The sequence below is a fragment of the Bacillus sp. S10(2024) genome, assembly GCF_050473865.1.
Classification (GTDB): Bacteria; Bacillota; Bacilli; order Bacillales; family Bacillaceae_G; genus Bacillus_A.
Genome location: NZ_JBFLUR010000002.1, coordinates 4,218,664 through 4,243,737 on the forward strand (window position 1 = coordinate 4,218,664; position 25,074 = coordinate 4,243,737).

Here is a 25,074-nt window from a genome sequence, read left to right on the forward strand (position 1 = left end):
TCCACGTGCGAGGTTTAAAAAAGGTAGAAAGCGAGATCGGGTCAGACCTTATTCAATATAACAACAATTTTTATGTTAAATAAGCTGAAATTGTACAAAAAATAGTAATAAATTCACAGCATATTGTATAGTGTTTTTTCAGAGAGTCATGTTATAATTGATATTGATAATAATTATCGTTATCTTTTGAGGGGGATAATTTGATGAATTTAGTTGATATGAGTATAGATGAAAAAGTACGTGTGAAAGATTTACAATCTCTTGATAAATTATTAAAACGTCGCTTAGCTTCATTTGGATTTTCTGAAGGATGCGAGCTTTGTATAAAACAAAAAGCAATGCTTAATGGTCCATGTACATTAGAATGCCGTGGGCAATTAATCTCTATTCGTCATTGTGATGCGAAAATGATAAAGGTGGAATTAACGTGAACAAGGTTGCTTTGCTAGGAAATCCGAATACGGGAAAAACATCATTGTTTAATGCGCTTACTGGTTCTTATGAATATGTTGGCAACTGGAGCGGAGTAACCGTAGAAAAAAAGATTGGTAAGTTAAAAGATAAGCAAGGAATGTTAATAGATTTACCAGGTATATACGATTTAAATCCTGTATCCCGTGATGAAGGGGTTGTTACGCAGTTTTTATTAACAGAAGAATTTCATCATATGTTAAATATTGTGGACTCTTCACAATTTGAACGTAATATGCATTTAACATTACAATTGTTGGAATTTGGAAAACCACTTTCTATTGGTTTAAATATGATTGATGTGGCAAAACAACGCGGGATTGTGATTGATGTAAAGAAGTTATCTGAAATGCTAGGTGTAACAGTGATTCCCGTTATAGCAAGAAGTGGAAAAGGCTGTGAGGAATTATTGGCTGCTCTTCATGAAAGCGATAAGGCGGAGCAGAAACCGTTTATTCTTTCGTATGGTAAAGCGGTAGAGACAGGAATCCAGCGCGTTATGGAGAAATTGCAGCGAGAAAATGATGATCATGCAAGATGGCTTGCGCTTCAATTTTTAGGAAATAACGAAGTGGTAGAGAAAGAACTTACCAAGTCGCATGTATATAAAGAACTTGTAGCAATTCGCTCTGCATTGGAAGAAGAATTAGATGTTACGCTAGATCAGCACATATACGGGGTACGTGCAGCGTATATTGAAAAGTTGAAAACAAGTGTGATTCGTCATGAAAAAGAAGGAAGCATTCCTTTTTCGGAAAGAATTGATAAATTAATTACGCATAAAATTTTGGGGATACCGATCTTTTTAGGAATCATGTTTTTAATTTTTCAAGTTACGTTTTCGTGGATTGGAACGCCTTTATCTGATCAATTTGATGCATTTGTCGGTGGTCCACTTACAGATTGGGTAACAGCAGGGCTTACGAATATTGGAGCGTCTGATTTCATTCGAGCGCTCGTTACAGATGGAATTATTGCAGGAGTGGGTGCTGTATTAGTATTCGTACCGCAAATTTTCGTATTGTTCTTCTTCATTTCATTACTAGAAGATTCTGGATATATGGCGCGTATTGCCGTTGTTATGGATCGTGTGATGGAGTTTTTTGGACTAAACGGAAAAGCGTTTATTCCTATGATTATCGGTTTTGGTTGTAATGTACCAGGCATTATGGCAGCGAGAACAATTGAACAGGAAAAAGAGAGGTTGCTTACGATTTTAGTGACACCGTTTATGTCATGTTCAGCCCGTTTACCTGTATATGCATTATTTGCAGGGGTCTTTTTCCCAAATAGTCAAGCGGTTGTTGTATTTTCTTTATATCTCATTGGTGTTATTCTAGCGTTAGTCGTTACAAAAATTATGTCTATTACGGTTTTAAAAGAAGAGAAATCTATTTTCGTTATTGAACTTCCGCCTTACCGTGTGCCGCAAGTAAAAACATTATGGCGTAGTACGTGGGAAAAAGGAAAAGGATTTGTACGTAAAGCAGGTACATTTATCTTCGGTGGTTCTGTTGTGATTTGGTTATTAAACTATGCGGGCCCATCTGGATTTGGTGTAGATATGGGTGATAGTTTCTTAGCAATGATTGGTGGATTATTCGCTCCAATTCTTGCGCCGCTTGGTTTTGGAACATGGCAAGCAGCTGCATCTCTGTTAACAGGATTTTTAGCAAAAGAAGTTGTTGTTTCGACAATGGCAATTATTTATTCTGTGAAAGAAGATGTACTAGGAAACGTAATCGGTACGCATTTCACAACGTTATCAGCATATTCGTTCATGTTCTTTATTTTATTATATGTACCATGTTTAGCAACAGTTGCGGTTATCCGTCGTGAAACAGGATCTCTAAAGTGGACGATTTTCTCTGTTGTGTACCCGCTTGTGGTTGCATACGTATTAACACTAGTAATATACCAAGTCGGATCCATACTCGGATTCTAAAAGGAGATGTATCATAATGATAGTTAACATTGTAATTGGAGCTGTCATTTTTGGATATGCAGGATATACGCTAATGAACTTCGTAAAGCGAAGCAAAAAAGGGAAATGTGCAGCATGTTCCTTAAATAAATCGTGTCAGTCAAAGATTTGCAGCCCGGATATGGAGCAAGTCGTGAATAAATAGAAAAAAGCTTTGCGAATTTCGCAGAGCTTTTTTTATCTACTTTTTACAAGTTGTAGCGGGAATGTCAGATTATCGTTTGTATATTTGTAAAACAAGATGTAAGTGCATTTTATTTTTGATATAATGTACACATAGGTTTGAAATATGAATATTCTTACTGTAAAGGGAGATTTTTGGGTTTTCCAAGTACTGAATTTGAAATAGGAAGCAATTTACTTAGGAGGAATTAGAATGTCTGTATTTAAGCGATTAAGAGATTTAACGATGTCAAATGTATATTCATTAATTGAAAAAGCGGAAGATCCAGTTAAAATGACGGATCAGTATTTACGTGATATGCAAGAGGATGTACAAGAAGCTGAGAAAAGCGTAGCAGCACAAATTGCACTTGAGAAAAAATTTAAATTGTTGTTTGAAGAGCAAGAAGCACTTGTAAAGAAACGTGAAGAACAAGCGCATATGGCTGTTCAAGCAAATAACATTGATCTTGCACGCCGTGCTTTAGAAGAAAAGCAAACTGCAGAACAAAAAATGAATGAATATAAAGCAAGCTATGAGCAAAATAAAGCGGCTGCTGATAATCTTCGTATGAAATTAGAAGAAATGCGTAAGCAATTAACAGAATTAAAAAATAAACGTGAAACGCTTGTAGCGCGTGTGAACGCAGCAAAAGCACAAAAGAATATTAATCAGGCAATGTCTGGTTTTGATGCGAATACAGCAAAAGCAGGTTTAAGCCGCATGGAAGAAAAAGCTCTTCAATTAGAAGCTGAAGCAGAAGCGAGCGGAGAAATTTATAAAAAAGAAAAATCATTAGATGACGAATTTGCGAGTTTAAACAAAAACTCAGCTGTAGATGATGAGTTAGCTCGTATTATGAAGCAATATGAGAAATAATCTAGAATAGACAAGAGAACCGACATGTCATAGAAGGAAGTCATGTCGGTTTTCTATTATTTTTTCAGAGGTGGTTTTTTAATGACAGGGATGAATATTTTAGCCATGCTTGTATGGACAGGCGCAGGCGCTCTCCTTTTATTTCTACTGATGTGGATTGATTCACTTTTTACTAAATATAAAGATTTAGAAGAAATTAAAAAAGGAAATATGGCGGTTACGACACGCTTTGCGATGAAGTTGTTCGCGCAAGGATATATTTTATCGCAATCGATTTCGAAATCAAATGATCTATGGCAAGCATTACTTGCATCAGCGGTATCTTTTGTAATTTTATTATTTGTAGAAATGTTTGTTGAACTTGTTTTGCGAAAAACAGTCAATTTAGATTTAGATGAAGGGACGAAGCAAGGATATGTGGCGCATGCTGTCTTGGCAGGTTCGTTACATATTGTCGGTGCCCTTATTTTATCAGCATGTCTATAACGAGAAAAGGATGGGGCGGTCAATGAGTTTATTTAAACGTATTAAAAATATAATAAAAAGCCCGGAACCTGCTAAACCTGAGAAAACGGTACTCACGTTAGCTCCTGGGGATATGATTGAAGTTTCATTAGTCATGTATGAAGTGATTGGAAAAACAAGCATGCACTCTCGAAATGAACTTGTTTTAACGTTGCGAGATGGAAGAACCATTCGGTATTTAAAAATTGAAAATCGTGAGAACACGTATTATAAATTGTATGCGCCTATTGATGGACGATTAGATTCAATCAATGAAATTCCAACGACAATTGAAATGGACGACATTGAATATCATATGGAAGAGCAATATAACGGTCGTGTTGTTGTCATGGGGAAAACACCATTTGCAGCATCTGATGAACAATACGTATGGGAGTTTCAATCTGATAATCGAAAGCTACTTCGCGTTGAGTGGCAAGATGGACGTACAATGATGTATGAGGGAGAATTGATTCTTTCAGCTGATGTACAAATCATAAGAGCAACGTAAGGGGGCGTAATCATGTCAAAACGATTGTTTCCCATGATTAAATCGCTCGGCATCGCTATACTTGCTATTGTTATGTTACTTGTAATTGCAGGTTTTGCCTTATCGGGATGCCAAAATGAAAAGTCGATTCAAGACCGTTACCCGTTAGAATCAGTTGCGAAAGACGGTAAGCAAGAATCTTATGTGTATAGGGCTGCCAATAAATCAGTTCCTCAAGTTGCTAAAGAATTAATTGATGAACAGGAACCAAAACAAGCGTCTAAAGAAGACGAAAATCAAATGTTCCTTGTGTATTCTGATAAAATCTATAACCTTCAAAAGGATAAAGAGAAGCCATCGGATACATTAATTGAAATCAGCAATAAAGAGTTTGTTCGTCAAAATTATCAGCCATCCTTTTTAGAAGGATATATTATGGCAAGTATATTAAATGATATATTTGATTCGCGTAAATCGTATCACGGCGATTACCGCGGGTATACAGACAGACAAAATCATAAACCGGTTATCCAAGAGCGACCACCTACAAAAGAAGAAAAGAAAACACCTCCGCCTATTACGAAACAAGGTAAAGGCTCTATTATTAAAAGAAGTGATAAAGTAGAGCAAAAACCATCTGTAGGTGATTCGGGAAATATTACGGAAAAAGGAACTCAATCTGTTCCACCTTCTACGGAGAATAAAGGGAAAATTATAAAATCACCAGGTGGTTCTAGTGAATCAGATGTGAAGCCGAAATCATCGACAACAGGCCCACCGAAGAATACGTCTCCCCCTAAAACAAAGGTTGGCGGTTCTGGAAAAGTTACGAAAAGAAGATAAAGAAAAAAGCGCAAGAAGCATACTAGTTGCTTCTTGCGCTTTTCTTGTATGTTAAGAAAATAGAAAACTAATCGCTGTAAGGAGTATGGAGAATCCTAAGATAACTCCTACAACCTTAACATGGCGCTTACGACCCATGACAACAATCGCAATATACTCTCGAATCATCGCATTTGGCCAGTAATAAAAAGCGGTTTTGGAGCCAATTCCTTGGCTGTTAAGTCCGGCTTCTTTTGCATATAATCCAGCGCGGAAAAGATGGAAGTTGTTCGTTGTAAAGATACTTTTGTATTGTCCTTCTTTTCGTGAATCCATAATTTGTTTTGAAAATAACATATTTTGATACGTGTTAACAGAACGGTCTTCTTTTATCGTATGCTCGGTAGGAATTCCTTTTTCAACGGCGTACATTTGCATCGCCTCAGCTTCAGGAAGGTTTTCATCAGGACCTTGTCCACCAGAGAAAATAATGATAGGCGGAAAAGAAACAGCTGCTTGTTTCCAATAAAAATCAATTGCCTTATTAATTCTGCTTGCTAAAAGTGGTGGCACTTTATCATTAATTAATCCACTACCAAGGACGATAATGAAATCTTGATTGCGTCTTGGTCTATTAAATTGATACAGAAAGTAAGCTGTTAAGAAGTTAGATAAGTGGAAAAAGAAATATACCATAATGAAAAATACTCCTGTAAAAATTGGTCCGAAATGAGGGGATAAGAATTGTGTTGGCTCAACTACTAAGAATATTATACTGAATAAAATACCTAATCCAGCTAATAGTGTTAAACAATTTGAAAAACGTCGTCCTTCTTTTCTCATTAAAATCCTTGCATTCAGAAATAGTCCGATCATTAAAGCGAATATACCAAAGGTTAACATAAAGCCAATGATGAAAAGAGGGATAGCGGCGATTATTCGAAATATCGCATTATCGGAGCTAAAACCTAAATAAACAAACAGGATAAGGAATGAGCAAAAGAACAGATTAAATAAAAATCCAATTATTAAACTTCTTGGATCTCGTAAATAAAAGAATAGAAAAATAATGAGTAAAATAAAGGTGATGATTTCTAAAAACATATCTTTTGTGATTACCTCAACTTTCTGATAAATTCCTTTTTTATTATATATCACGGAGTAAAGAAATGAATAGAAAAAACCATCCCCGGATAGAGGATGGTTCGCGATTTTAGTGATAACCTTTTGCAGAGTCTTTATGAATTTTCTCTTTAAAAATTGTGTAGCTCCATAATTGATAGCCAATAACGATTGGTACCATTACCATTGCAACAAAGAACATAATTTTTAAGTTTAATTCACTACCTGCTGCTTGGAATAATGTTGTGCTGTATGCATCGTTAATACGCGATGGCAGCATTCTTGGGAACATGCCAGCAAAACCAGTTGCCATAAACATAGCAATTGTTAAGCAAACAAATGTGAAAGCTAATCCAATTTTACGTTTGAAAACCATTACTATCATGATGACACTCAGTAACATCGCAAGTGCTGGGATTAAAAACAGTACAGGATATTCCGTGAAGTTCTGGAATAAGTTTGTACGATTTGCAGTTGCAACGTAGAAGATAGCCAGAATGATTGCTGCTGCCATTGAAAATGGTTTCGCAATTTTATAAGCGCGATCTGATACTTCACCAGTCGCTTTAATCATAACCCAAAGCGCACCGGATACGACAAATATTGCTGTGAAGAATAGGCCGCCTAAAATGCCGTAAGGGTGTAATAAGCTAAGTAAATTTCCTTCATAGCCATTTTTACCAATTTGTAATCCGTAGTACAGGTTAGCGAATGTAACACCGAATAAGAAGGCAATTAAGAAACTACCAACGGCATATGTCCATTTACAAACAGTTTGCCAAACTGGTGAATCATCTTTATGCATGAATTCTAGTCCTGCTGCACGAGCAAATAGAGCAAGTAATACTAAGAATAACGGTGTATATAAGTAACTGAACATGTTTGCATATGTGATTGGGAAAGCAGCGAATGTTGCCCCCCCAGCTGTAATTAACCATACTTCATTTCCGCCCCAGAACGGTCCGATTGCTTCTTGCATTTGGTTGCGTTCTTGGCGATCTTTCGTAACGAATGGGAAAATCATTCCGTTACCAAGTGCATAGCCATCGAGAATAAAGTAAACTGTCCAAATCACGCCCCATAAGCCGAACCAAATAATTGCAAGTGTATCATGAGACATGATATGCACCTCCCTCTGTAGTATCTTCTAAAGCTTCAGGTCCTTTTTTCGCAAATTTCAACATAAGGTATACATCAGCAATTAATAGTAAAGTGTAGAATAAGATTAAGCTAATTAAAGAGAACCATATTTGCGGTACAGAAATTGGTGAAACGGATTCTGCTGTTCGCATTAGTTTGTATACTGTCCAAGGCTGACGTCCCGCTTCTGCAACAATCCAACCTGCGTTAATTGCTACATATGGAAGTAATACAGACCACATTGTAATTTTTAAGAAACGTTTTGAGTTTTCTAGTTTTCCTTTGCGGCTTAAATAGAAACCAAACCATGTAAGTGCCATAAAGAATGTACCAAGCGCAACCATTAAACGGAAGCTGTAATAAACAAGATTTACGTTTGGACGTTCGTCTTTTGGAATATCTTTTAAACCGACAATTTTTCCATCAAATGAATTTGTATAGAAGAAGCTGCCGAGTTTTGGAATTGTTAATGCTTCGAAGTTTTTCTCATTTTTCACATCAGGAATTTGAATAATTGAGAACCCTTTTCCTTCTCCAGTGTCCCAAACAGCTTCCATTGCTGCACCTTTAGCAGGTTGCATTTTTGCTGCGAAGGCACCGGATTCATGACCGATGAATGGTGTTGCAGTTGCTGCAAATAAACCGAATATTAAACCATATTTAAATGATTTTTTAAAGAATTCAACATCATTTTTACGTAGTAAGTGATACGCACTAATCGCCATAACGAAGAATGCACCAACGATATAACAACCAACCACAGTGTGGAAGAATATATGCCATGCATATGGGTTTGTAACTAGTGCCCAAAAGTCATTTAATTCAGCGCGGCCATTTCGGACTACATAACCAACTGGGTTTTGCATGAAGCCGTTTGCTGTGATGATCCAAAGTGCAGAAATATTTGTTCCAAGTGCGACCATCCACATAGAGAAAGCACGGAACTTTGGTGAAATTTTATCTTTACCGAACAACCAAATTCCCATGAAAGTAGACTCTAAGAAGAAGGCAACAAGTGCTTCGATTGCTAGCGGAGATCCAAAAATATCTCCCATATATTTGGAGTATTCAGACCAGTTTGTTCCGAACTGGAATTCCATTGTAATTCCGGTGATGATTCCCATTACGAAGTTAATCGTAAATAATTTACCCCAGAAGTTCGCCATTTTTCGGTATGTTGGATTTAATGTACGTGCATATTGCGTTTCCATGAACGCTACTAAAATAACAAGTCCGAGTGTTAACGGTACAAATAAGAAATGATAAAAAATTGTAATTGCAAATTGAAAACGACTCAGTAACAAAACGTCGGACATAATAAAACTCACTCCCTCTTTTCATTATCTACATTTAGTTTATAGTGAAAATATGAGCAAAGTCCGAGGTAGTTGTTACAGAACTGTGTGGAAATTATGGAAGAATTATGACTGTTGTCTGAAAAATTATATTCTTAGGATAAAGCAATACATTTTTTGTTTTTTTTATTCTTTGGTACACTTACATTATAGCTACATATAAGAAAGAGGGGATTGACTATGAAAGCTCTAGAAGAGATTTTGCAATATAATAAGGAATTTGTTGAAAGTAAAAAATATGAAGAATACGAAACAGGAAAATACCCAAATAAAAAAATGGTGCTTATTTCATGTATGGACACGCGTCTAGTTGAACTATTGCCAAAAGCGATGAACATGCGTAACGGTGACGTGAAAATTATTAAAGTAGCTGGCGCTGTTATTTCGCATCCATTTGGAAGTATTATGCGCAGCATTTTAGTTGCGATTTATGAACTTGGTGCAGATGAAGTATGTGTAATTGGTCACCATGATTGCGGTATGGCGAAAATTCAAGCGAGCAGCACGATTGAAAAAATGAAAGAGCGCGGTATTTCAGAAGAGAAACTAGATACACTTCGTTATTCTGGAATCGATTTAGAGAAGTTTTTACGCGGATTTTCAAGTGTAGAAGAGAGCGTAGAGCACAGTGTGTCTATACTGCATAACCATCCGCTTATGCCAACAGAAGTACCTGTACACGGACTTGTTATTCATCCGGACACTGGAAAGTTAGATGTTGTTGTGAATGGTTACGAAGGCTAATTCTTCTCCTGTTTTTTCTCCGGGACAGGATCGAATCCGCCTGGATGAAATGGGTGGCATTTCAAAATGCGTTTCACTGTAAGCCAACTTCCTTTTAATGCACCGTGAGTTTGAATCGCTTCGAGCCCGTAATGAGAACATGTTGGATGGAAGCGGCACGTCGGCGGTGTCATTGGAGAAATAAACTTTTGATAAAAGTGAATAATACCGATGAAAATGCGTTTCATAATGGTCTCCTTTCCTGCATATGCTGTAAGTATTATAGCATGGTCTGTACATAATACTTTACTAATTTATAATTCCGTTATATCATATTGGATATATAGGAATTATAAATAAAGGCGGGAGAGATGAATATGCCATCAGTAGAAAGCTTTGAATTAGATCATACAATTGTAAAAGCGCCTTATGTAAGACATTGCGGCGTTCATCAAGTAGGAAAAGACGGTATTGTAAATAAATTTGATATCCGTTTTTGCCAACCAAATAAACAAGCGATGAAGCCAGATGTTATTCATACGCTAGAGCATTTATTAGCATTTAATTTACGTAAATATATCGATCGTTATCCACACTTTGATATTATTGATATTTCGCCAATGGGCTGCCAAACAGGATACTACCTTGTCGTAAGTGGTACACCAACAGTACGCGAAGTCATCGATTTATTAGAGTTAACATTGCAAGACGCGGTGCAAATTACAGAAATTCCTGCGGCAAACGAAACGCAGTGCGGCCAAGCGAAACTTCATGACTTAGAAGGCGCGAAACGCTTAATGAATTTCTGGTTAAGCCAAGAGAAAGACGAACTTGAGAAAGTGTTTGGATAATATGTTTGGAAAGCTGCCTGGGAAAGGCAGCTTTTTTATTTAGAAATAAGGAAAAAGCCAATTTCATTGAGGTGAAATAAGTGTGCTACACTAATAAGAAGAAAAGGAGACGATTGTAATGAAATGGTCAGAAGTAAGAGGGAAATATCCTCATACATTTTTACTTATCGAGGCTGTTTTGGTATATTTAAAAAACAATAAGCGGATGATTTAAGAGATGGCTGTGGTAGATGAGTACAAAAGTACAAGCGTTGCATGGAATGCGAAGTATTTTTAGTATGATAGCACTCCTTATCATTTTTTGTGGTAGTTTTTAGTGAAAGAATTGCGAGAGCGGAACATATATCGCAAAGGCACCAGTAAGAAACAGTAAAATCCCAGTAGATGTTTGTTGTTTTTTGAATTCTGCAATACTTGAAATGACACACATGAGTCCTAAAGAGATGAGCATATAAGGTAAAATGAATAGATTGTTATCTGTAAAAAATCCAAATACTCCTAAAAGTAGCGTGATGATGGAAAAAGTAATACGTAATATTTTGAGCATATTCGTATCCTCCTTAACTAAATCCTTGTAAAACGGTACCGAGTAATAGCGCCGTTTTTTATAGTTGAATCCACAAAAGATTTATCCCGCATTAACGGGCAGTAAGACTCCCACCTCAAGATTCAGAGAAAAGCGAAGAAGATAGGTGGGGATGAAGAAAACCCCCACTGATGGAAGTTTCACTTTATTACGAGTATTTTGTTCGGAATATTAAGATTTATAACCTTGTGTTTATTTTATCATTAAACTAACTATATTTTTACATATTTTTGTAAAAAACGAAAACAATAGAAAGTAAAGTAGGTGAAAGAAGGGACGTTCTATGGATAAGAAAACATACTATATTTCAGTTGCAAATGGCGAAATTTCACAAGTGAAAACAGCCAATACATATAGTTTTACCATTGAAGCGACGGATGAAGAAATTCTGAGGCTGCGAGAGTACTTTGATAACGCGTATCGTGAAGATCTTGGGACATTTGTGCGTTCGCATGTGCCGTTTGTAGAATATCATCATGATTCCAATAATGATCGGTATGATGAGCAATTGCAAAAAGCATATCGAATGATTTATGAGCTTGGTGACAATGAGGCGAAAGAGTTAATTGCACAAATGGGTATTATCGACGGGTTATGATAGGATAAGATTAGTCATACTAGTCAGAATGTGCTACAATTTATGGTAAGAAATTTGTAACCATCAATAGGGGAGTAGGGCATGTACACATTTAAAGATTACTATCATAACACTGTACAATTATCGTTTGAACGTTACCCATTTTCTCCTGAGCCAAAGCATGTGTGGGTTGTATGCCGGTACGGAGATCAATGGTTATTAACCCATCATTTGCGTCGTGGTCTTGAATTTCCAGGTGGAAAGGTAGAAGAGGGAGAAACACCAGAAGAAGCGGCAGCTCGTGAAGTTCATGAAGAAACGGGTGGTATTGTATCAAGCTTAACGTATATTGGCCAATATAAAGTATCCGGAAAAGATAAAATAATCATTAAAAACATTTATTTTGCAACAATTAGTGCCTTAGAACAACATACGCACTATGAAGAAACGAAGGGATCTGTATTATTGACACATATTCCAGAGGACATTAAAGTAAATAGACGCTTCAGTTTCATTATGCGCGATGACGTACTTGCGCGCACGATGCGACATATAGAAGAAATCGGCTGTTTTACGAAGTAGAGCAACCGATTTCTTTTTTATTTATACAAAATTAGGTCTGTTAATACGTGATAAACAACTACAGTGTCTATATAGCTTTGTTTTGATTTTTAAATATCTTTGTTAAGTCCTCGGTGTTTTTTTGTAAAGATTGATAAATAAGTAAAAAATAATCTTTTATGATATAAATTGCTTTATATTCACTTAATTCTCTTTTCTTCTTGATGAGGAGTAATTGGCACATTTGAAACATGGTGGAGGAACAAAGAGGGATACTAATTAATTGTCCATATAAATGACATTCTAGTCGTTCTAAATTTACAGAATTACAGTAATGAATACGAAAAAATGATTCTATCTTAAATACAGAAAATTGTTATTAAAAAATCTGGTTGCTAATTTTATCCCGCATTAACGGGCAGTAAGACCTCCACCTCAAGATTCAGAGAAAAGCGAAGAAGATAGGTGGGGGATGAAGAAAACCCCCACTGATGGAAGTTTCACTTTATTTCGATCTTCCTTGCACCCAAGCAGCAATATCATTTATAACATACTCAGGGATATTAGCAGGACTATAATATTCATTCGGTTTACTTAATTCCCCATTTCCTTCTGTAAAGAAGTGATTTAACTTTGGATATAGTCGATAATCAACGTTATGTCGCTCTTTTAATTGTTCTTTCCAAAGAGGAATTTCGATTTTTGATTGAACTTGATAGTCTCTTTCTCCTTGAATAATAAGAAGCGGTGTCTTTTGTTCTTTTGACATTTCTGCTGCTTTAATTTTACGGATAGAATCCCAAAATACTGGTGATCCTAAATAAAAATCTTTTGGAGGATTCTGACTAGAGAAATTGGGATCATTTAATAATTCAAATTGCGATTTGTAAAATTTATATTCTTCAGGTTTCATTGCTCCAATAGAAAAAAGATACTCAAATTGATCTAAAACAACATCTTGGATTGTACGGGCTGGTCCTCCCATCACAATTGCCCCAGCAATATTTTGATTTTGGTCTTTTTCAATCATTTTCGGAAGCATCATTCCACCTTGACTATGACCAAGGATATAAATTTGATTCTTATTTATCATAGGTTCATTCTGAAGAAAACGAGTTGCAAGAAGTGCATCATCTGTTGTCTCTTTATCAACTGTATAAAAAGGACTAAGTTGTGTTTTCAATCCATGTTCATAAGTTCGTTTATTATAGCGAAGGACAGCAATTCTTTTCGAGGCAAGACCTTCAGCTAAATCGCGAAATGGTTTTAAAGCAAACGCTGTTTCATCCTGATCGGTTGCTCCAGATCCTTGAACAAGAATAACCGCTGGGAAAGGCCCCTTTCCCTTTGGAACAGACAATGTTCCTGGTAATGGAAACGCACCACTTCCAACTACTACTTCTTTATCAACAAATGATTCAGGCTTACTATATGGTGGACGCTCTGCAACAGGACTAAATGACATGCTAAGCTGAAAATCATCTATTTTTCCAGATGGATCTAGTTTAATTAGTAAAGGTACAGTAAATTGTTCAAAAACTAATTTAATCTCTACGTTTGTATGAACGGAATTTGTCTCTTTTTGTGTTACCTCTCCAATTCCTATAAAAGAACCTGCTTGTAATTGCACCGGGAGTCCCTTCCAATAGCTCTTCAGCCATTTTTCGGAGATTATTTTCTGTAATGATCGAGAAGTTAAATCAAATGCAGATTTATAATTTTCAGTATGCATATAGCGGATAAATGTAAGGGTAGTAGATATAACAGGATTTTCATTATCAGTATTGTCTATTTTTTTTATATTTGTGTTTGTTTCCTGTAATGTCGAAATAAATTGGTGGTTGAACGGATTATTATATGTACCGGGATATAAACTTGTTTTCAATACATCTGTATTCCGTCCCTCATATAAACTTGAAGAACTCGCGAAATTTTTAGGTGAAATTACTTCCTCCGCATAAGAAACAGAAGGAATAGTTATCGCACAAATTGCACTGACAAGTAATAACTTATTCCCTATTCGTTTTTTCGTGCTCATATTTATTGATTCTCCTTTCAAAATTAAAATTTTTTAATACAACATGCCAAGTACTATAAGGAAAATAAAAATTATCAAAGAGATTCATAATCTACTTTACGATCCCCCTAATAAGTTAAAAAGCCATTATAAACAAACTTCAATAAAAAATGCCTTCTCCCTCTTTTTTTATGACTGGATTTTTTGAGTGGAATGGAAGGGCCGCGCTGAATCACATATAACTGACCAAAGGTAAACCAGTATCATATGGTGGATATAAAATAAAATTCCAGTAGAAATGTTATTTTTGATTTCATACTTTGTTTGAACTGAAAAAGTATTTATCCCGCATTAACGGGCAGTAAGACCCCTACCTCAAGATTCAGAGAAAAGCGAAGAAGATAGGTGGGGGATAACTGCCCGTAAAAGCCCGATTGGTTCAACTAACCATCAGTGGGGGATGAAGAAAACCCCCACTGATGGAAGTTTCACTTTATAAAAAAGGGAACTTTTTAACCAACTGACTAAAGCGTATTATTGTATCTTTTGCCAAAATTGATTATGATTTCAATGACATAATAGAATGCAAGGAGGATGTTATGAGGAAAAACTATATTCATTTTTTATTTTTGCTCATATTTATTTGCTTGGTTAGTAGCTGTAGTAAAGCAAAGAATGTGGCAAAAGAAGTATGTAAAACAAAAGAAGAGTGTTTAAAAACGGGGGATGTATTCCTTAGTAAAATTAATAAAAACATGCAAGGAATCTCTGAATTAGAAACACATACGGAAGTAGAAAGTAAGGAAGAATTAGCAGCTTATGAAGAACAAAGAGGAGATGACGAACGTTACTTCTTTTTAGCCTCTTATTATATTGATAATAATGAATTAGTAGATCCATATTTTGAAAAGCTAGATAAAAAAAGATTACAGAAAGTCTTTGCTGATGATAAAGAAGTTAGAGAAGAAATTAGTGCATTTCATGAAGAAACAGATTATCACGAAGCATTATGGGATATGTACAGTGTGTTAATACCAGCAAAATATAGAGAGAATATAAAAGAGTTTGATATTGTATCGGATGGATATGATAACATCGTTGCTCATGTGATGCAAAATGAAAACAATCCTGAAGACTGGGTATTAAGTTTAGATGCATTAGATTCCAACGTTAATATAAACGAAGTGATGAAAACGTTAATTCATGAAACGGCTCACGTTTTAACGCTAAATAAAACGCAAATTCCTGTAGATAAAAAGTATGTAAAAGCTGTTACGGAAGAAAAAGATATCTCCGCATATGAATCAAAATGTACGACACTGTTTTTAACAGAAGGCTGTACAAAGAAAAAGTCGTATGTGAATCAATTTTATGAACAGTTTTGGAAACCACTTGAAGGTGAATGGAAAGAGAAGAAAGTAGAGACAAATGTAGAAGCGCAAATGCAGTTTTTTAAAGAACATGAAGACAAATTCGTTTCTGAATATGGAACAACGAACGTCGCAGAAGATATCGCCGATACATTTACAGCATTCATTTTACAAGATTCTAACAAAGTGAAAGAGTCAAGAGAAGTAAAGTATCAAAAGATTGCTTTCTTTTATCAATTTCCAGAGCTTGTAAAGATGCGAGCGGAAGTGCTGGCGGGATTACAGCAAATTTCGGAGGAAGTGGAAGAAGCGTAGAATGAAAAAATATGAATCTTGCAATCCGAGGAATAATACGTGAAAAAAATGTCGAATTAACTCGAAATTTGTTATAATCTAAATGGGATTTTAGATGTGATTTATGGAGAAGATGCGAGCTTCTTTGTTTTAACGAGAGGAGAGAATCTATAAATACATCGAAAATGAATACATAATAGAATGGAGAAGATGATATGAATGAAGAGTTAGCGGGGTTTTGGAGGCGTGTTGGTGCCAATTTTATCGATGGATTAGTAGTGATTCCGCTTTTTGTTATTTTTATATTGTTTGGTATGTCCATTGAGATGTCAGAAAGTATAGTAGGTATTTTCCAAACGCTATACTACTTAATCGTTCCTATTGTATGGTTTGGGTTTACAGTAGGTAAGAAAGCAGTGAACATTCGAATTGTACGTGTGGATGGACAGAATATTACGATTTGGACTACAGTAAAACGTTACTTATTAAGTGGAATTATATATGGTTTTATGTTTGGAATTGGTTTTATTGTAAGTGCGTTTATGGTAGCACTGCGAAAAGATAAACGTTCTATTCACGATTTTATTGCAGGAACGCAAGTTATTCGTGATTAATAAGAAAGCAACCTACATTGTGTTAGGTTGCTTTTTTCGTCCGCGTAATGAACTTTTCAAATGCTGCAACAAGCACATACATAAGCGTGGCAAGAATACATGTGAGAAGCACGCTCAGCAAGACAAGTGTAAAGTTAAAGACTTGAAAGCCGTAGCTAATTAAATAGCCGAGTCCTTCTTTTGAAATGAGCAGTTCACCGAAAATGACCCCAACCCAAGAGAGACCGACATTTACTTTTAATGTGGAAATAATCGCTGGGAACGATGCTGGTAAAATGACTTGTTTATAACATTGCCATTTATTTGCGCCAAAAGTTTGCATGACCTTTACATAATTGGCGTCTACTTCTTGAAAAGCGCTATAAATGACGAGGATTGTAACGATGATGGAAATGATGACACCCATCGCTACTGCCGATGAAATATTAGGCCCGAAGATGACGATAATAATGGGGCCAAGCGCTACTTTTGGCATTGCGTTTAAGACGACAAGGTACGGGTCGAGTACACGAGCAATGAATGGGCTCCACCATAAAAAGGTTGCGATGCACGTACCGAGAAGTGTACCAAGGATAAAGCCAAGACACGTTTCAAGGAGTGTTGTATATATGTGTGGCCAAAGGGAATGATCTTGCCATTTTGTGACGAGCAAATGAAAGATGCTAGACGGTGAGCTAAATAATAATGGATCAATCCACTCGTTTCGGCTAGCGATTTCCCATAATGCGAAAAAGAGTATGAGCAGCAGCAGCTGCAAGATTCGAACAGCAAATGTCCGCTCTTTTTCACGCTTTTGAAAACTTTGATGAAATTCTTTTATATTATTCAAGTTGTTCCAACTCCTTCCATATTAACTGGAAGAATGAAGGGAAATCATGGTGCTGACGTGCTTCAAACGGCGAGAGGGAGCGAATGGTTTCTGGGACTGAAAATACTTTCGCGATGCGGCCTGGTTTTGCTTGCAATAAGTATATACGATCGCTCATCGCAATGGCCTCTTCAATGTCATGTGTAACGAGAAGTGATGTTTTCTTATATTCTTTTAAAATAGAAAAAACGAGTTCTTCTAATTTTAGTTTTGTTTGATAATCAAGGGCAGAGAATGGTTCATCTAGTAATAATATTTTCGGATTTGTGACCAGTGTCCGAACGAGAGCAGCGCGCTGGCGCATTCCGCCTGATAATTCACGCGGGTATTGCTTCTCAACACCTTGCAAACCAACTTGTTCTAACAAATGCAAAGCATGTTGCTTCGTTTTAGATGTGTATGTTTTTGTAATGTATAAGCCGACGGAAATATTATCTTCAATCGTTTTCCATGGAAACAAGTAATCTTGCTGAAGCATATAACCGATGGAAGACGTTGGTTTTGTGATGCGTTCGCCATCAAGAAAGACGGTTCCTTCAATGGATTGTAGTAAACCTGAAATGATAGAAAGTAATGTTGTTTTGCCGCAGCCGCTTGGGCCAAGGAAGGAAATAAATTCTCCTTCTTCGATTGTTAAAGAAATATTCGATAAGACAAGGCTGGCATTGTCTTTTGAGAAGAAGCAATGAGATACGTTGGAAAGCTCTAGGAAGTTCATGAGACTCGCCTCTATTTCTTAATGACACTTTCCGCAATGGATGTGTTCACTAACTCTTTATGTTGCACTTCTTTCGGTAATTCGCCAGCGTCTTTCATAATGGTTTGTAGTTGTTTCCACTCTGCCTCGTCTAACAATGGATTTGTTGCGTACGAATGTTGTTGTTTATAGCGATCGATAACTTTTACCATAATATCTTTTGGTGTATCTTTAAAGCGCGGTTCAACAGCTTTGGCAATTTCTTCTGCGCTATGTGTATCGACCCATTGCTGCGCTTTATAAATAGCACGTGTAAATTTCTCTGCGGTTGCCTTATCTTTCTTTAAGAAGCTTTCTTTCGCCATAAAGGTTGTATACGGAACAGTTCCGGATTCAACGCCGAATGAAGCAACGATATAACCTTTTCCTTCTTTCTCGAAAATGCTAGCAGTCGGTTCAAAGAGCTGCACGAAATCACCGGTACCAGATGCAAAGGAATTCGCGATATTCGCAAATTCGATATTTTGAATTAAATTTGTATCTTTGTGCGGATCAATTCCATGTTTTTTCAGTACGTATTCGCCAACCATTTGCGGCATCCCGCCTTTACGCTGACCGAGAAAAGTTGTGCCTTTCACATCATTCCAGTTAAAAGAATTAAGTTTTTTGCGAGAAACGAGAAATGTTCCATCTGTTTGTGTTAATTGGGCAAAGTTAATTGCTGGATTTTTTGCTCCTTGCGCATAAACATAAATAGATGTTTCTGAACCGACAAGCGCAATATCGATGCCATTTGATAATAAAGCTGTCATCGTTTTATCGCCACCAGCAGTTGTTTGCAGATCAACTTCTAGTTCTTCATCTTTAAAAAATCCTTTTTCCATTGCAACATATAACGGAGCGTAAAATAATGAATGTGTCACTTCACCAACGCGTACTTTCTGTACCTTTGCATTTTCTTCTTTTTTATTACACGCAACAAATGTAAAGGCAGTAAGAAAAACAATTAAAAAACACGCTAGAATTTTTCGCAATGCATGACACCTCCCAAAATACATTTACTTTAATGTATGTAGGTAAATGCCTATATGTGAGTGGACATAGGAGGAATTTTTTGAGTAGGGAAGAAGTGAAAGATAAGAGGTAGCTAACAAAGAAATAAGGAGGATTTCTATGATTAATTTTCTTTTTTTCTTTTTCATATTGGCCACTGGTTTCACAGTACTACAATTTCTATTTTATAGGTATGCAATAAAAAGCATTCATAAGTATAAGGAAGGAAATTTGGTTCATACGTTGTTAGAGATGCAAGTGAAGAAGGGACCAAAATTAGATTTCAGTGATTATTCATTCGTTTTTATCGTGTGTTTCCTGTGGGAATTTTGGCTTTTTTCGGTATGAAAATGGAAGTGTCATTTTGTTAATAGAGACGAGGTATGTAACATGAATACGAAAGTAAAACAAGCAATGCAATATTTTAGAGGAAAAGAAGAAAGCTGTAAGAAACTCTCTAGTGGGTTTCAAAATGAAGTATACGAGTATACATATGAAGGAGAAAGCCGGATTTTACGAATAACTTCAAACTCTCGTAGAAGTGTCAAACAAATCCAAAGTGAACTGGATTTTATACGTAGCTTACAAGCAGGCGGCGTGAATGTTTCCTTGCCGGTTGCTTCTTGTTTTGGGAATGAGGTTGAACAAATAGATAGAGAAGAAGAGTCATTTTTTCTTACTTCATTTATAAAGGTACCTGGTCAGTTTGTGAATGTGGCGGATGAAAGAGAATGGAATAGGAAGCTATTTCAAAATTGGGGGCAAACAATTGGGAGGATGCATGCGATCGCGAAACAAAATGTTAGCAATTATGAATCGTACGAGAGACCCGTTTGGAAGTGCGATATAAAATCTATGAACTTTTTTAAATCGATCAGTACAACGTTAGCCGCAAGCTATGAAAACATGATTAGCGAAGTTCAAGAACTGTCTAAGGAGCAAGATACATACGGGCTCGTTCATAATGACCTTCATCAGGGAAACTTTTTTGTTCAAGACAACACATTAACAATTTTTGATTTTGATGATTGTTCGTTTAACTGGTTTGCTCAAGATATTGCTGCGTCATTTTACCATGCAGTGTGGCAAGGATTATCAGTAAGGCCAGAACATGTATCGTTTCCGCAAGAATTCATGAAGTATTTCATCGAGGGATACAACAAAGAACATTTAATGAATAAAGAGATACTAAGGCAAGTTCCGCTTTTTCTAAAACTGCGCGAAGTCTTTTTATTTACGCTGTTTCATAACGTGTGGGATGCAAAAAATTTAGAAGATTGGCAAGCGTATACACTGCAAGATTTACAGCACCGGATTGAACATGAAATTCCGTATACGAATGTAGACTTTTTGACGTTTGCCTAAGAACTCCTTTTTTAAACCCTGTTTAATAACAGGGTTCTTTTTGTGCATAAAAAAATACAGCAATCGTTACAATAAAGTACATAAAAAGATTATGGAGGATACACGTGGAAACGAAGTCGATTATAGCACTAGGGATTTTCTTGATTACATACGCTGGGATTATTTCAGAAAAACTCCACCGTACACTTATTGCAATGTTAGGTGGAATCTTAATGGTGGTCTTCGGGGTCATCGATCAAAAAACAGCTATTCATCATATTGATTTTAATACAATCGGTTTGTTGGTTGGGATGATGATTATTGTATCAATTACTGCGCAGACAGGTGTATTTGGCTACATTGCGATACGGGCTGCGAAAAAGGTGAAAGGAAATCCAATCCGACTTCTTTTTGTGCTCGGACTGATTACTGCCATCGCATCCGCCTTTTTAGACAATGTCACGACAGTTTTACTCATCGTTCCAGTTACATTAAGTATCACATCACAACTGAAAGTAAATCCTACTCCTTATTTAATCACTCAAATTTTCGCTTCGAATATTGGTGGCACTGCTACTATGATTGGAGATCCGCCTAATATTATGATTGGTAGTGCTGTAAAAGAACTAACATTTCTTGCATTCATTAATAATTTATCATTGATTAGCTTTATTATTTTATTAGTGTCTCTTGTTATATTTACGCTCATTTATAGAAAAAAACTCAAAACAACACCTGAGTTAATAAACGAATTACTGAACAAGGATGAAAGAAACGAGATTAAAGATGTAAAGCTATTGAAAAAGTGTGTCTTTGTTATTGTAGTGACAATTGGCGGTTTTTTTCTGCATCAATTTATCCATATTGAAACAGCTACAATTGCCTTGTTTGGGGCCTTTCTTTTACTGCTGATGACAGGAGATAGATATTTAGATCGAACATTAGAAAAGGTAGAATGGACCATTCTTTTCTTCTTTATCGGCTTATTCGTTATAGTTGGTGGATTGGTGGAAACAGGGCTTATCGCAATGGTGGCTAAAAAAGCGATGGCTCTAACCGGGGGAGAGGTAAAAATGACAACGCTCTTAATTTTATGGATGAGTGCGATTGTCTCTGCTTTTGTTGACAATATTCCATTTGTAGCGACAATGATTCCCATGATAAAAGAAATGGGGTCAATTGGAATCACAAATTTAGAACCATTATGGTGGAGTTTATCACTAGGAGCCTGTTTAGGTGGTAACGGAACGCTAATCGGAGCCAGCGCCAATTTAGTAGTAGCTGGACTAGCCGCAAAGCAAGGACACCATATCTCCTTTATGAAATATTTAATAGTTGGATTCCCAGTGATGATAATCTCCATTATCTTATCAACGATTTACATATATGTTCGGTATTTAATGTGAAGAAAGAAGAGAAGAAAAGTTTTCCTCAAAAAAATGTATAGGAGAAACAACTATGAAGAACAAACGGATTTATATGGATCCTCCGAAAACATTAGTAGTAGGATTCGCTCTCATTATTTTCATCGGCGCGCTTCTTTTAACGCTTCCAGTTGCAACAACAGATGGTCAAGGTCTTCCTTTCTTAAATGCATTGTTTACAGCTACATCTGCTACATGTGTAACAGGACTTGTCGTAGTGGATACGGGAACAACTTTCACGTTGTTCGGCCAACTCGTTATCTTGTTTCTTATTCAAGTAGGCGGTTTAGGATTTATGACATTTGCGATCTTTTTTTCCGTTTTGTTAGGAAAAAGGATTTCTCTGAAAGAAAGGCTGTTATTACAAGAGGCATTGAACAATTTATCCATTGCGGGCATTGTTCGTTTAGCAAAAAGAATTCTTATTTTTACAGTTGTAATTGAATTCATCGGTGCCGCTTTATTAGCGATTCGCTTTGCGTTTGATATGCCTCTTTCCAAAGCAGTGTATTACGGCATATTCCATGCTGTTTCCAATTTTAATAACGCAGGATTCGATATAATGGGAGAGTTTAAAAGCTTGACTGCGTATGTAGAAGATCCAATTGTTACATTGGTCGTCTGTGCATTAATTACACTAGGCGGTATTGGATTTATCATTATGAATGAAGTATATGAATATAAACGGATTAAACGCCTTTCCTTGCATACGAAGGTAGTTCTGTTTACAAGTTCTTTGTTAGTAGTGGTGGGAACAGTTCTCATTTTCTTATTGGAATTTCATAATCCCAAAACGTTACAACCGTTATCTGCATTTGGAAAATTTTTAGCTTCTTTATTTCAAGCTGTCACCCCAAGAACAGCTGGGGCAAATACACTCAATATTCCAGATTTACATCATTCAACCCTTTTTATTATTATTATTCTCATGTACATCGGGGCATCTCCTGGATCTACGGGTGGAGGAATTAAAACAACTACATTTGCAACTCTTTTAGGTGCAGTATGGTCACAAATAAAAGGAAAAGAAGATGTAATCTTTTTTCGAAAAAGAATTGCATACGATACAATTTATAAATCACTTACCGTTATGTTAGCTGGTCTTTTCATCGTTATAATAGCTGCCATGTTGCTAACAATAACAGAACCAGGGAAGGACTTTTTAATGATTCTCTTTGAAGCAACATCTGCTTTTGGAACGGTAGGGCTCTCTATGGGACTGACCCCTGAATTATCTCCTCTTGGAAAAATTATCATTACTTTAACGATGTTTGCAGGAAGGGTAGGACCATTGACTATCGCTTTTGCCGTTACACTACGAAGAAATGCAGATCCGTTCAGTTATCCGAAAGGAAAAATTATGATTGGTTAGATGTTCATTCATCCTTAGAGGAGCGATAGAAATATGAGAAAGCAATACGCAGTCATTGGACTCGGAAGGTTTGGTTCAAGTATTGTAAACACATTAGTAGAAGCAGGACATGAAGTGTTAGCAATAGATAGCAATGAAAAACGTGTAAATGAACTTGAGGATGCGGCTACCCATGCTGTTATCGCTGATGCGACAGATGAAGAGGTATTAAAAGCAATCGGTATTCGAAATATTGACACAGTCATTGTCGCAATTGGAAATGATATTCAAGCAAGTATTTTAACAGTGTTGGTACTAAAAGAATTAGGGGTAAACAAGGTTGTGGTCAAGGCGCTAAATAAAAGACACGGACAAGTGTTAGAGAAGGTAGGCGCGGATTGGGTCGTATTTCCTGAGTGGGATATGGGTGAGCGTGTAGCACATCAGCTTATGTTACCAAATGTTCTTAATTTCATTGAACTCGCTAAAGATTACAATATTGAAGAAATTAAAGTGCCTCCTAGCATGTCAGGAAAAAGTCTGAAAGAATTGGATATTCGAGCAAAATTAAATTTAAATGTCATTGCGATTAAAAGTAAGGGGAGAATCAATATTTCTCCTTCTCCAGATGAAGTTGTGCAAGAAGGGGATGGTTTAGTGATGATTGGAGAAAAGATAAATTTGCATCGTTTTGCAGATTTTGAATAAGAAGTAAGTTTGAAAGGGATGTAACTTAAATACCTTTCTTTTTAGGAGGAACGAGAGCATCTGGCCGTGCATAGAAACGGTCAGGGGCTTTTTCTGCCACATGCAATGTTTAAAACAAAAGAAGAAATCAAGAAAAAAGCGATGTAATAGCTCACTACATATGTAAGCTATTACATCGCTTTTTTATACAGACCTCATTCAACATGGTATCAAAATTTTGAAAAACAGTCTATTTCTTTTTGAATCATGTAGTTAACATGAGAGTGAAAGCAATGATGAATGGGGGCTATTCTATGTCAGTGTTTGCACAATCTTCATTTCAGTGCCGCATCGAGTGGGGACGGCGCGGAGCTAGAGAAGCAGCCAAGCGTGGTGATATTACCATTATTGTAGATGTTCTTAGCTTTTCTTCAGCAGTGGCCAGCGCCTTACATGTAGGCACTGAAATTTTTCCATATCCGCCGCCATTGAATGAAGAAGCAAAAGTGTATGCGAATCAATTGGGTGCAGAGCTTATATTAAGTAGGGCAGAAGCGGCGAAGGCAGGGAGACATTCGTTATCCCCAGTAACATTTAGCGCTGCTGATTTTGGGAAAAGATTTGTTTTATGTTCGTTAAACGGTGCAGCTTGTACGTGGATTGCTTCGAAAGTTCCGGCTCTTTTAATTGGCTGTTTACTTAACGCTTCGGCAATTGCAGAGGCAGCGAATCATATCCAAAAACAAACAGGCGCAAATATAACAATTGTTCCTTGCGGTGAACATTGGGAAGATCCAAAAGAAGATGAAAATGATTTAAGACCAGCGATAGAAGACTACTTAGGCGCAGGTGTAATCATAGAAAAATTACAAGGGAGTAAATCAGTAGAAGCACAATTATGTATGGGCGCTTTTCAGTATGCAAAGTCCAATCTTAATGAATTCATTTGGGATTGCGGAAGCGGTAGGGAGTTACGAGAGCGTGGATTTGCGGAAGATGTAACGTATAGTGCAGCTGTAGATGTGCTGCAAGTAGTGCCGGTTTTTCAGAATGGTCGCTTTGTGAATTTCTTGAAATAAGATCTTCTTTAGGAATCTGCTGCATAGTTACATTATTTTCTAGCAGTT

At 36.5% G+C, this 25,074-nt stretch carries 27 protein-coding genes and 1 pseudogene; 18 read left to right on the plus strand and 10 right to left on the minus strand.

Going from position 1 to position 25,074, the window contains the following annotated elements; translation table 11 throughout:
* The first annotated feature begins 203 nt into the window (after positions 1–203).
* The 7 genes from AB1280_RS21455 to AB1280_RS21485 all read left to right on the plus strand — a co-directional run bounded on the left by AB1280_RS21455 (position 204) and on the right by AB1280_RS21485 (position 5,334).
* On the plus strand, positions 204–431 hold the full coding sequence (locus tag AB1280_RS21455) for a FeoA family protein (RefSeq protein WP_272188661.1): 228 nt from the start codon (positions 204–206) through the stop codon (positions 429–431).
* The gene (gene feoB / locus AB1280_RS21460) at positions 428–2,416 is read left to right on the plus strand and encodes a ferrous iron transport protein B (protein ID WP_429756934.1); all 1,989 of its coding nucleotides are present in this window, start codon (positions 428–430) and stop codon (positions 2,414–2,416) included. The genes AB1280_RS21455 and feoB overlap by 4 nt, the downstream gene beginning before the upstream one ends.
* A gap of 16 nt (positions 2,417–2,432) precedes the next feature.
* Complete coding sequence (locus AB1280_RS21465; protein ID WP_272188658.1) at positions 2,433–2,600, plus strand: FeoB-associated Cys-rich membrane protein; 168 nt, start codon at positions 2,433–2,435, stop codon at positions 2,598–2,600.
* A gap of 231 nt (positions 2,601–2,831) precedes the next feature.
* The gene (locus AB1280_RS21470) at positions 2,832–3,497 is read left to right on the plus strand and encodes a PspA/IM30 family protein (RefSeq protein ID WP_272188657.1); all 666 of its coding nucleotides are present in this window, start codon (positions 2,832–2,834) and stop codon (positions 3,495–3,497) included.
* Between the two features lie 81 nt (positions 3,498–3,578).
* The gene (locus AB1280_RS21475) at positions 3,579–3,983 is read left to right on the plus strand and encodes a DUF350 domain-containing protein (RefSeq protein WP_272188656.1); all 405 of its coding nucleotides are present in this window, start codon (positions 3,579–3,581) and stop codon (positions 3,981–3,983) included.
* A 22-nt stretch (positions 3,984–4,005) separates the two neighbouring features.
* The gene (locus AB1280_RS21480) at positions 4,006–4,512 is read left to right on the plus strand and encodes a DUF4178 domain-containing protein (RefSeq protein WP_272188655.1); all 507 of its coding nucleotides are present in this window, start codon (positions 4,006–4,008) and stop codon (positions 4,510–4,512) included.
* 12 nt (positions 4,513–4,524) lie between these two features.
* Positions 4,525–5,334: a DUF4247 domain-containing protein gene (locus AB1280_RS21485; protein ID WP_272188654.1), complete on the plus strand. Its 810-nt coding sequence runs from the start codon at positions 4,525–4,527 to the stop codon at positions 5,332–5,334.
* Positions 5,335–5,385: 51 nt separating this feature from the next.
* On the opposite strand, the gene AB1280_RS21490 is transcribed toward AB1280_RS21485, so the two are convergent.
* The 3 genes from AB1280_RS21490 to AB1280_RS21500 form a co-directional block, all read right to left on the minus strand.
* Entirely contained in the window at positions 5,386–6,417 is a 1,032-nt protein-coding gene (locus AB1280_RS21490) for an ElyC/SanA/YdcF family protein (protein ID WP_429756935.1), read from the minus strand.
* Between the two features lie 109 nt (positions 6,418–6,526).
* Positions 6,527–7,555, minus strand: coding sequence for a cytochrome d ubiquinol oxidase subunit II (gene cydB / locus AB1280_RS21495; RefSeq protein WP_429756936.1), 1,029 nt, complete (start codon positions 7,553–7,555; stop codon positions 6,527–6,529).
* Entirely contained in the window at positions 7,545–8,891 is a 1,347-nt protein-coding gene (locus tag AB1280_RS21500) for a cytochrome ubiquinol oxidase subunit I (protein ID WP_272188652.1), read from the minus strand. Before AB1280_RS21500 ends, cydB begins: the two co-directional genes overlap by 11 nt.
* A 219-nt stretch (positions 8,892–9,110) precedes the next feature.
* On the opposite strand from AB1280_RS21500, the gene AB1280_RS21505 reads away from it, so the two are divergent.
* Entirely contained in the window at positions 9,111–9,674 is a 564-nt protein-coding gene (locus tag AB1280_RS21505; protein ID WP_272188651.1) for a beta-class carbonic anhydrase, read from the plus strand.
* On the opposite strand, the gene yidD is transcribed toward AB1280_RS21505, so the two are convergent.
* Positions 9,671–9,901 carry a membrane protein insertion efficiency factor YidD gene (gene yidD / locus AB1280_RS21510; protein ID WP_429756937.1) on the minus strand — a complete coding sequence of 77 codons (231 nt, stop codon included), beginning with the start codon at positions 9,899–9,901 and terminating at the stop codon, positions 9,671–9,673. The genes AB1280_RS21505 and yidD overlap by 4 nt on opposite strands.
* A gap of 129 nt (positions 9,902–10,030) precedes the next feature.
* Between yidD and luxS the strand changes: the two genes are divergently transcribed.
* Positions 10,031–10,504, plus strand: a complete 474-nt coding sequence (gene luxS / locus AB1280_RS21515) for an S-ribosylhomocysteine lyase LuxS (protein ID WP_429756938.1) — start codon at positions 10,031–10,033, stop codon at positions 10,502–10,504.
* 313 nt (positions 10,505–10,817) lie between these two features.
* Here the strand turns inward: luxS and AB1280_RS21520 are convergent, their stop codons facing one another.
* Positions 10,818–11,051: a DUF3953 domain-containing protein gene (locus tag AB1280_RS21520; RefSeq protein WP_429756939.1), complete on the minus strand. Its 234-nt coding sequence runs from the start codon at positions 11,049–11,051 to the stop codon at positions 10,818–10,820.
* Positions 11,052–11,373: 322 nt separating this feature from the next.
* Here AB1280_RS21520 and AB1280_RS21525 point away from each other — a divergent pair, with 322 nt between their 5' ends.
* Together AB1280_RS21525 and ytkD are read left to right on the plus strand one after the other, a co-directional pair.
* Positions 11,374–11,688: a hypothetical protein gene (locus tag AB1280_RS21525; protein WP_035436259.1), complete on the plus strand. Its 315-nt coding sequence runs from the start codon at positions 11,374–11,376 to the stop codon at positions 11,686–11,688.
* 81 nt (positions 11,689–11,769) lie between these two features.
* Complete coding sequence (gene ytkD, locus AB1280_RS21530) at positions 11,770–12,249, plus strand: RNA deprotection pyrophosphohydrolase (protein ID WP_272188645.1); 480 nt, start codon at positions 11,770–11,772, stop codon at positions 12,247–12,249.
* Between the two features lie 94 nt (positions 12,250–12,343).
* Here the strand turns inward: ytkD and AB1280_RS21535 are convergent.
* Both AB1280_RS21535 and AB1280_RS21540 read right to left on the minus strand, forming a co-directional pair.
* Positions 12,344–12,583, minus strand: a pseudogene (locus tag AB1280_RS21535) (IS4 family transposase); the annotation flags it as partial.
* A gap of 150 nt (positions 12,584–12,733) precedes the next feature.
* Positions 12,734–14,266, minus strand: coding sequence for an acyl-CoA thioester hydrolase/BAAT C-terminal domain-containing protein (locus AB1280_RS21540; protein WP_429756940.1), 1,533 nt, complete (start codon positions 14,264–14,266; stop codon positions 12,734–12,736).
* Between the two features lie 578 nt (positions 14,267–14,844).
* On the opposite strand from AB1280_RS21540, the gene AB1280_RS21545 reads away from it, so the two are divergent.
* Entirely contained in the window at positions 14,845–15,930 is a 1,086-nt protein-coding gene (locus tag AB1280_RS21545; protein WP_429756941.1) for a recombinase family protein, read from the plus strand.
* 194 nt (positions 15,931–16,124) lie between these two features.
* A complete protein-coding gene (locus tag AB1280_RS21550; protein ID WP_429756942.1) occupies positions 16,125–16,523 on the plus strand; it encodes an RDD family protein in 399 nt (132 codons plus the stop codon).
* A gap of 22 nt (positions 16,524–16,545) precedes the next feature.
* On the opposite strand, the gene AB1280_RS21555 is transcribed toward AB1280_RS21550, so the two are convergent.
* The 3 genes from AB1280_RS21555 to AB1280_RS21565 are packed head-to-tail and all read right to left on the minus strand — an operon-like array spanning position 16,546 to position 19,122.
* Positions 16,546–17,352 carry an ABC transporter permease gene (locus AB1280_RS21555; RefSeq protein ID WP_429756943.1) on the minus strand — a complete coding sequence of 269 codons (807 nt, stop codon included), beginning with the start codon at positions 17,350–17,352 and terminating at the stop codon, positions 16,546–16,548.
* The gene (locus AB1280_RS21560; protein WP_429756944.1) at positions 17,345–18,109 is read right to left on the minus strand and encodes an ABC transporter ATP-binding protein; all 765 of its coding nucleotides are present in this window, start codon (positions 18,107–18,109) and stop codon (positions 17,345–17,347) included. Before AB1280_RS21560 ends, AB1280_RS21555 begins: the two co-directional genes overlap by 8 nt.
* Positions 18,110–18,120: 11 nt before the next feature.
* Positions 18,121–19,122 (minus strand): ABC transporter substrate-binding protein, encoded by a 1,002-nt coding sequence (locus AB1280_RS21565; protein WP_429756945.1) that lies wholly within the window; start codon positions 19,120–19,122, stop codon positions 18,121–18,123.
* Between the two features lie 409 nt (positions 19,123–19,531).
* Here AB1280_RS21565 and AB1280_RS21570 point away from each other — a divergent pair, with 409 nt between their 5' ends.
* The 5 genes from AB1280_RS21570 (at position 19,532) to AB1280_RS21590 (ending at position 25,026) form a co-directional block, all read left to right on the plus strand.
* On the plus strand, positions 19,532–20,506 hold the full coding sequence (locus tag AB1280_RS21570) for a phosphotransferase enzyme family protein (RefSeq protein ID WP_429756946.1): 975 nt from the start codon (positions 19,532–19,534) through the stop codon (positions 20,504–20,506).
* A 104-nt stretch (positions 20,507–20,610) separates the two neighbouring features.
* Positions 20,611–21,891, plus strand: a complete 1,281-nt coding sequence (locus tag AB1280_RS21575; RefSeq protein WP_429756947.1) for an SLC13 family permease — start codon at positions 20,611–20,613, stop codon at positions 21,889–21,891.
* A 52-nt stretch (positions 21,892–21,943) separates the two neighbouring features.
* Positions 21,944–23,281: a TrkH family potassium uptake protein gene (locus tag AB1280_RS21580; protein WP_429756948.1), complete on the plus strand. Its 1,338-nt coding sequence runs from the start codon at positions 21,944–21,946 to the stop codon at positions 23,279–23,281.
* 33 nt (positions 23,282–23,314) lie between these two features.
* Complete coding sequence (locus AB1280_RS21585) at positions 23,315–23,968, plus strand: potassium channel family protein (RefSeq protein ID WP_272188634.1); 654 nt, start codon at positions 23,315–23,317, stop codon at positions 23,966–23,968.
* A gap of 293 nt (positions 23,969–24,261) precedes the next feature.
* Positions 24,262–25,026 carry a 2-phosphosulfolactate phosphatase gene (locus AB1280_RS21590; protein WP_429756949.1) on the plus strand — a complete coding sequence of 255 codons (765 nt, stop codon included), beginning with the start codon at positions 24,262–24,264 and terminating at the stop codon, positions 25,024–25,026.
* Positions 25,027–25,074 lie beyond the last annotated feature (48 nt).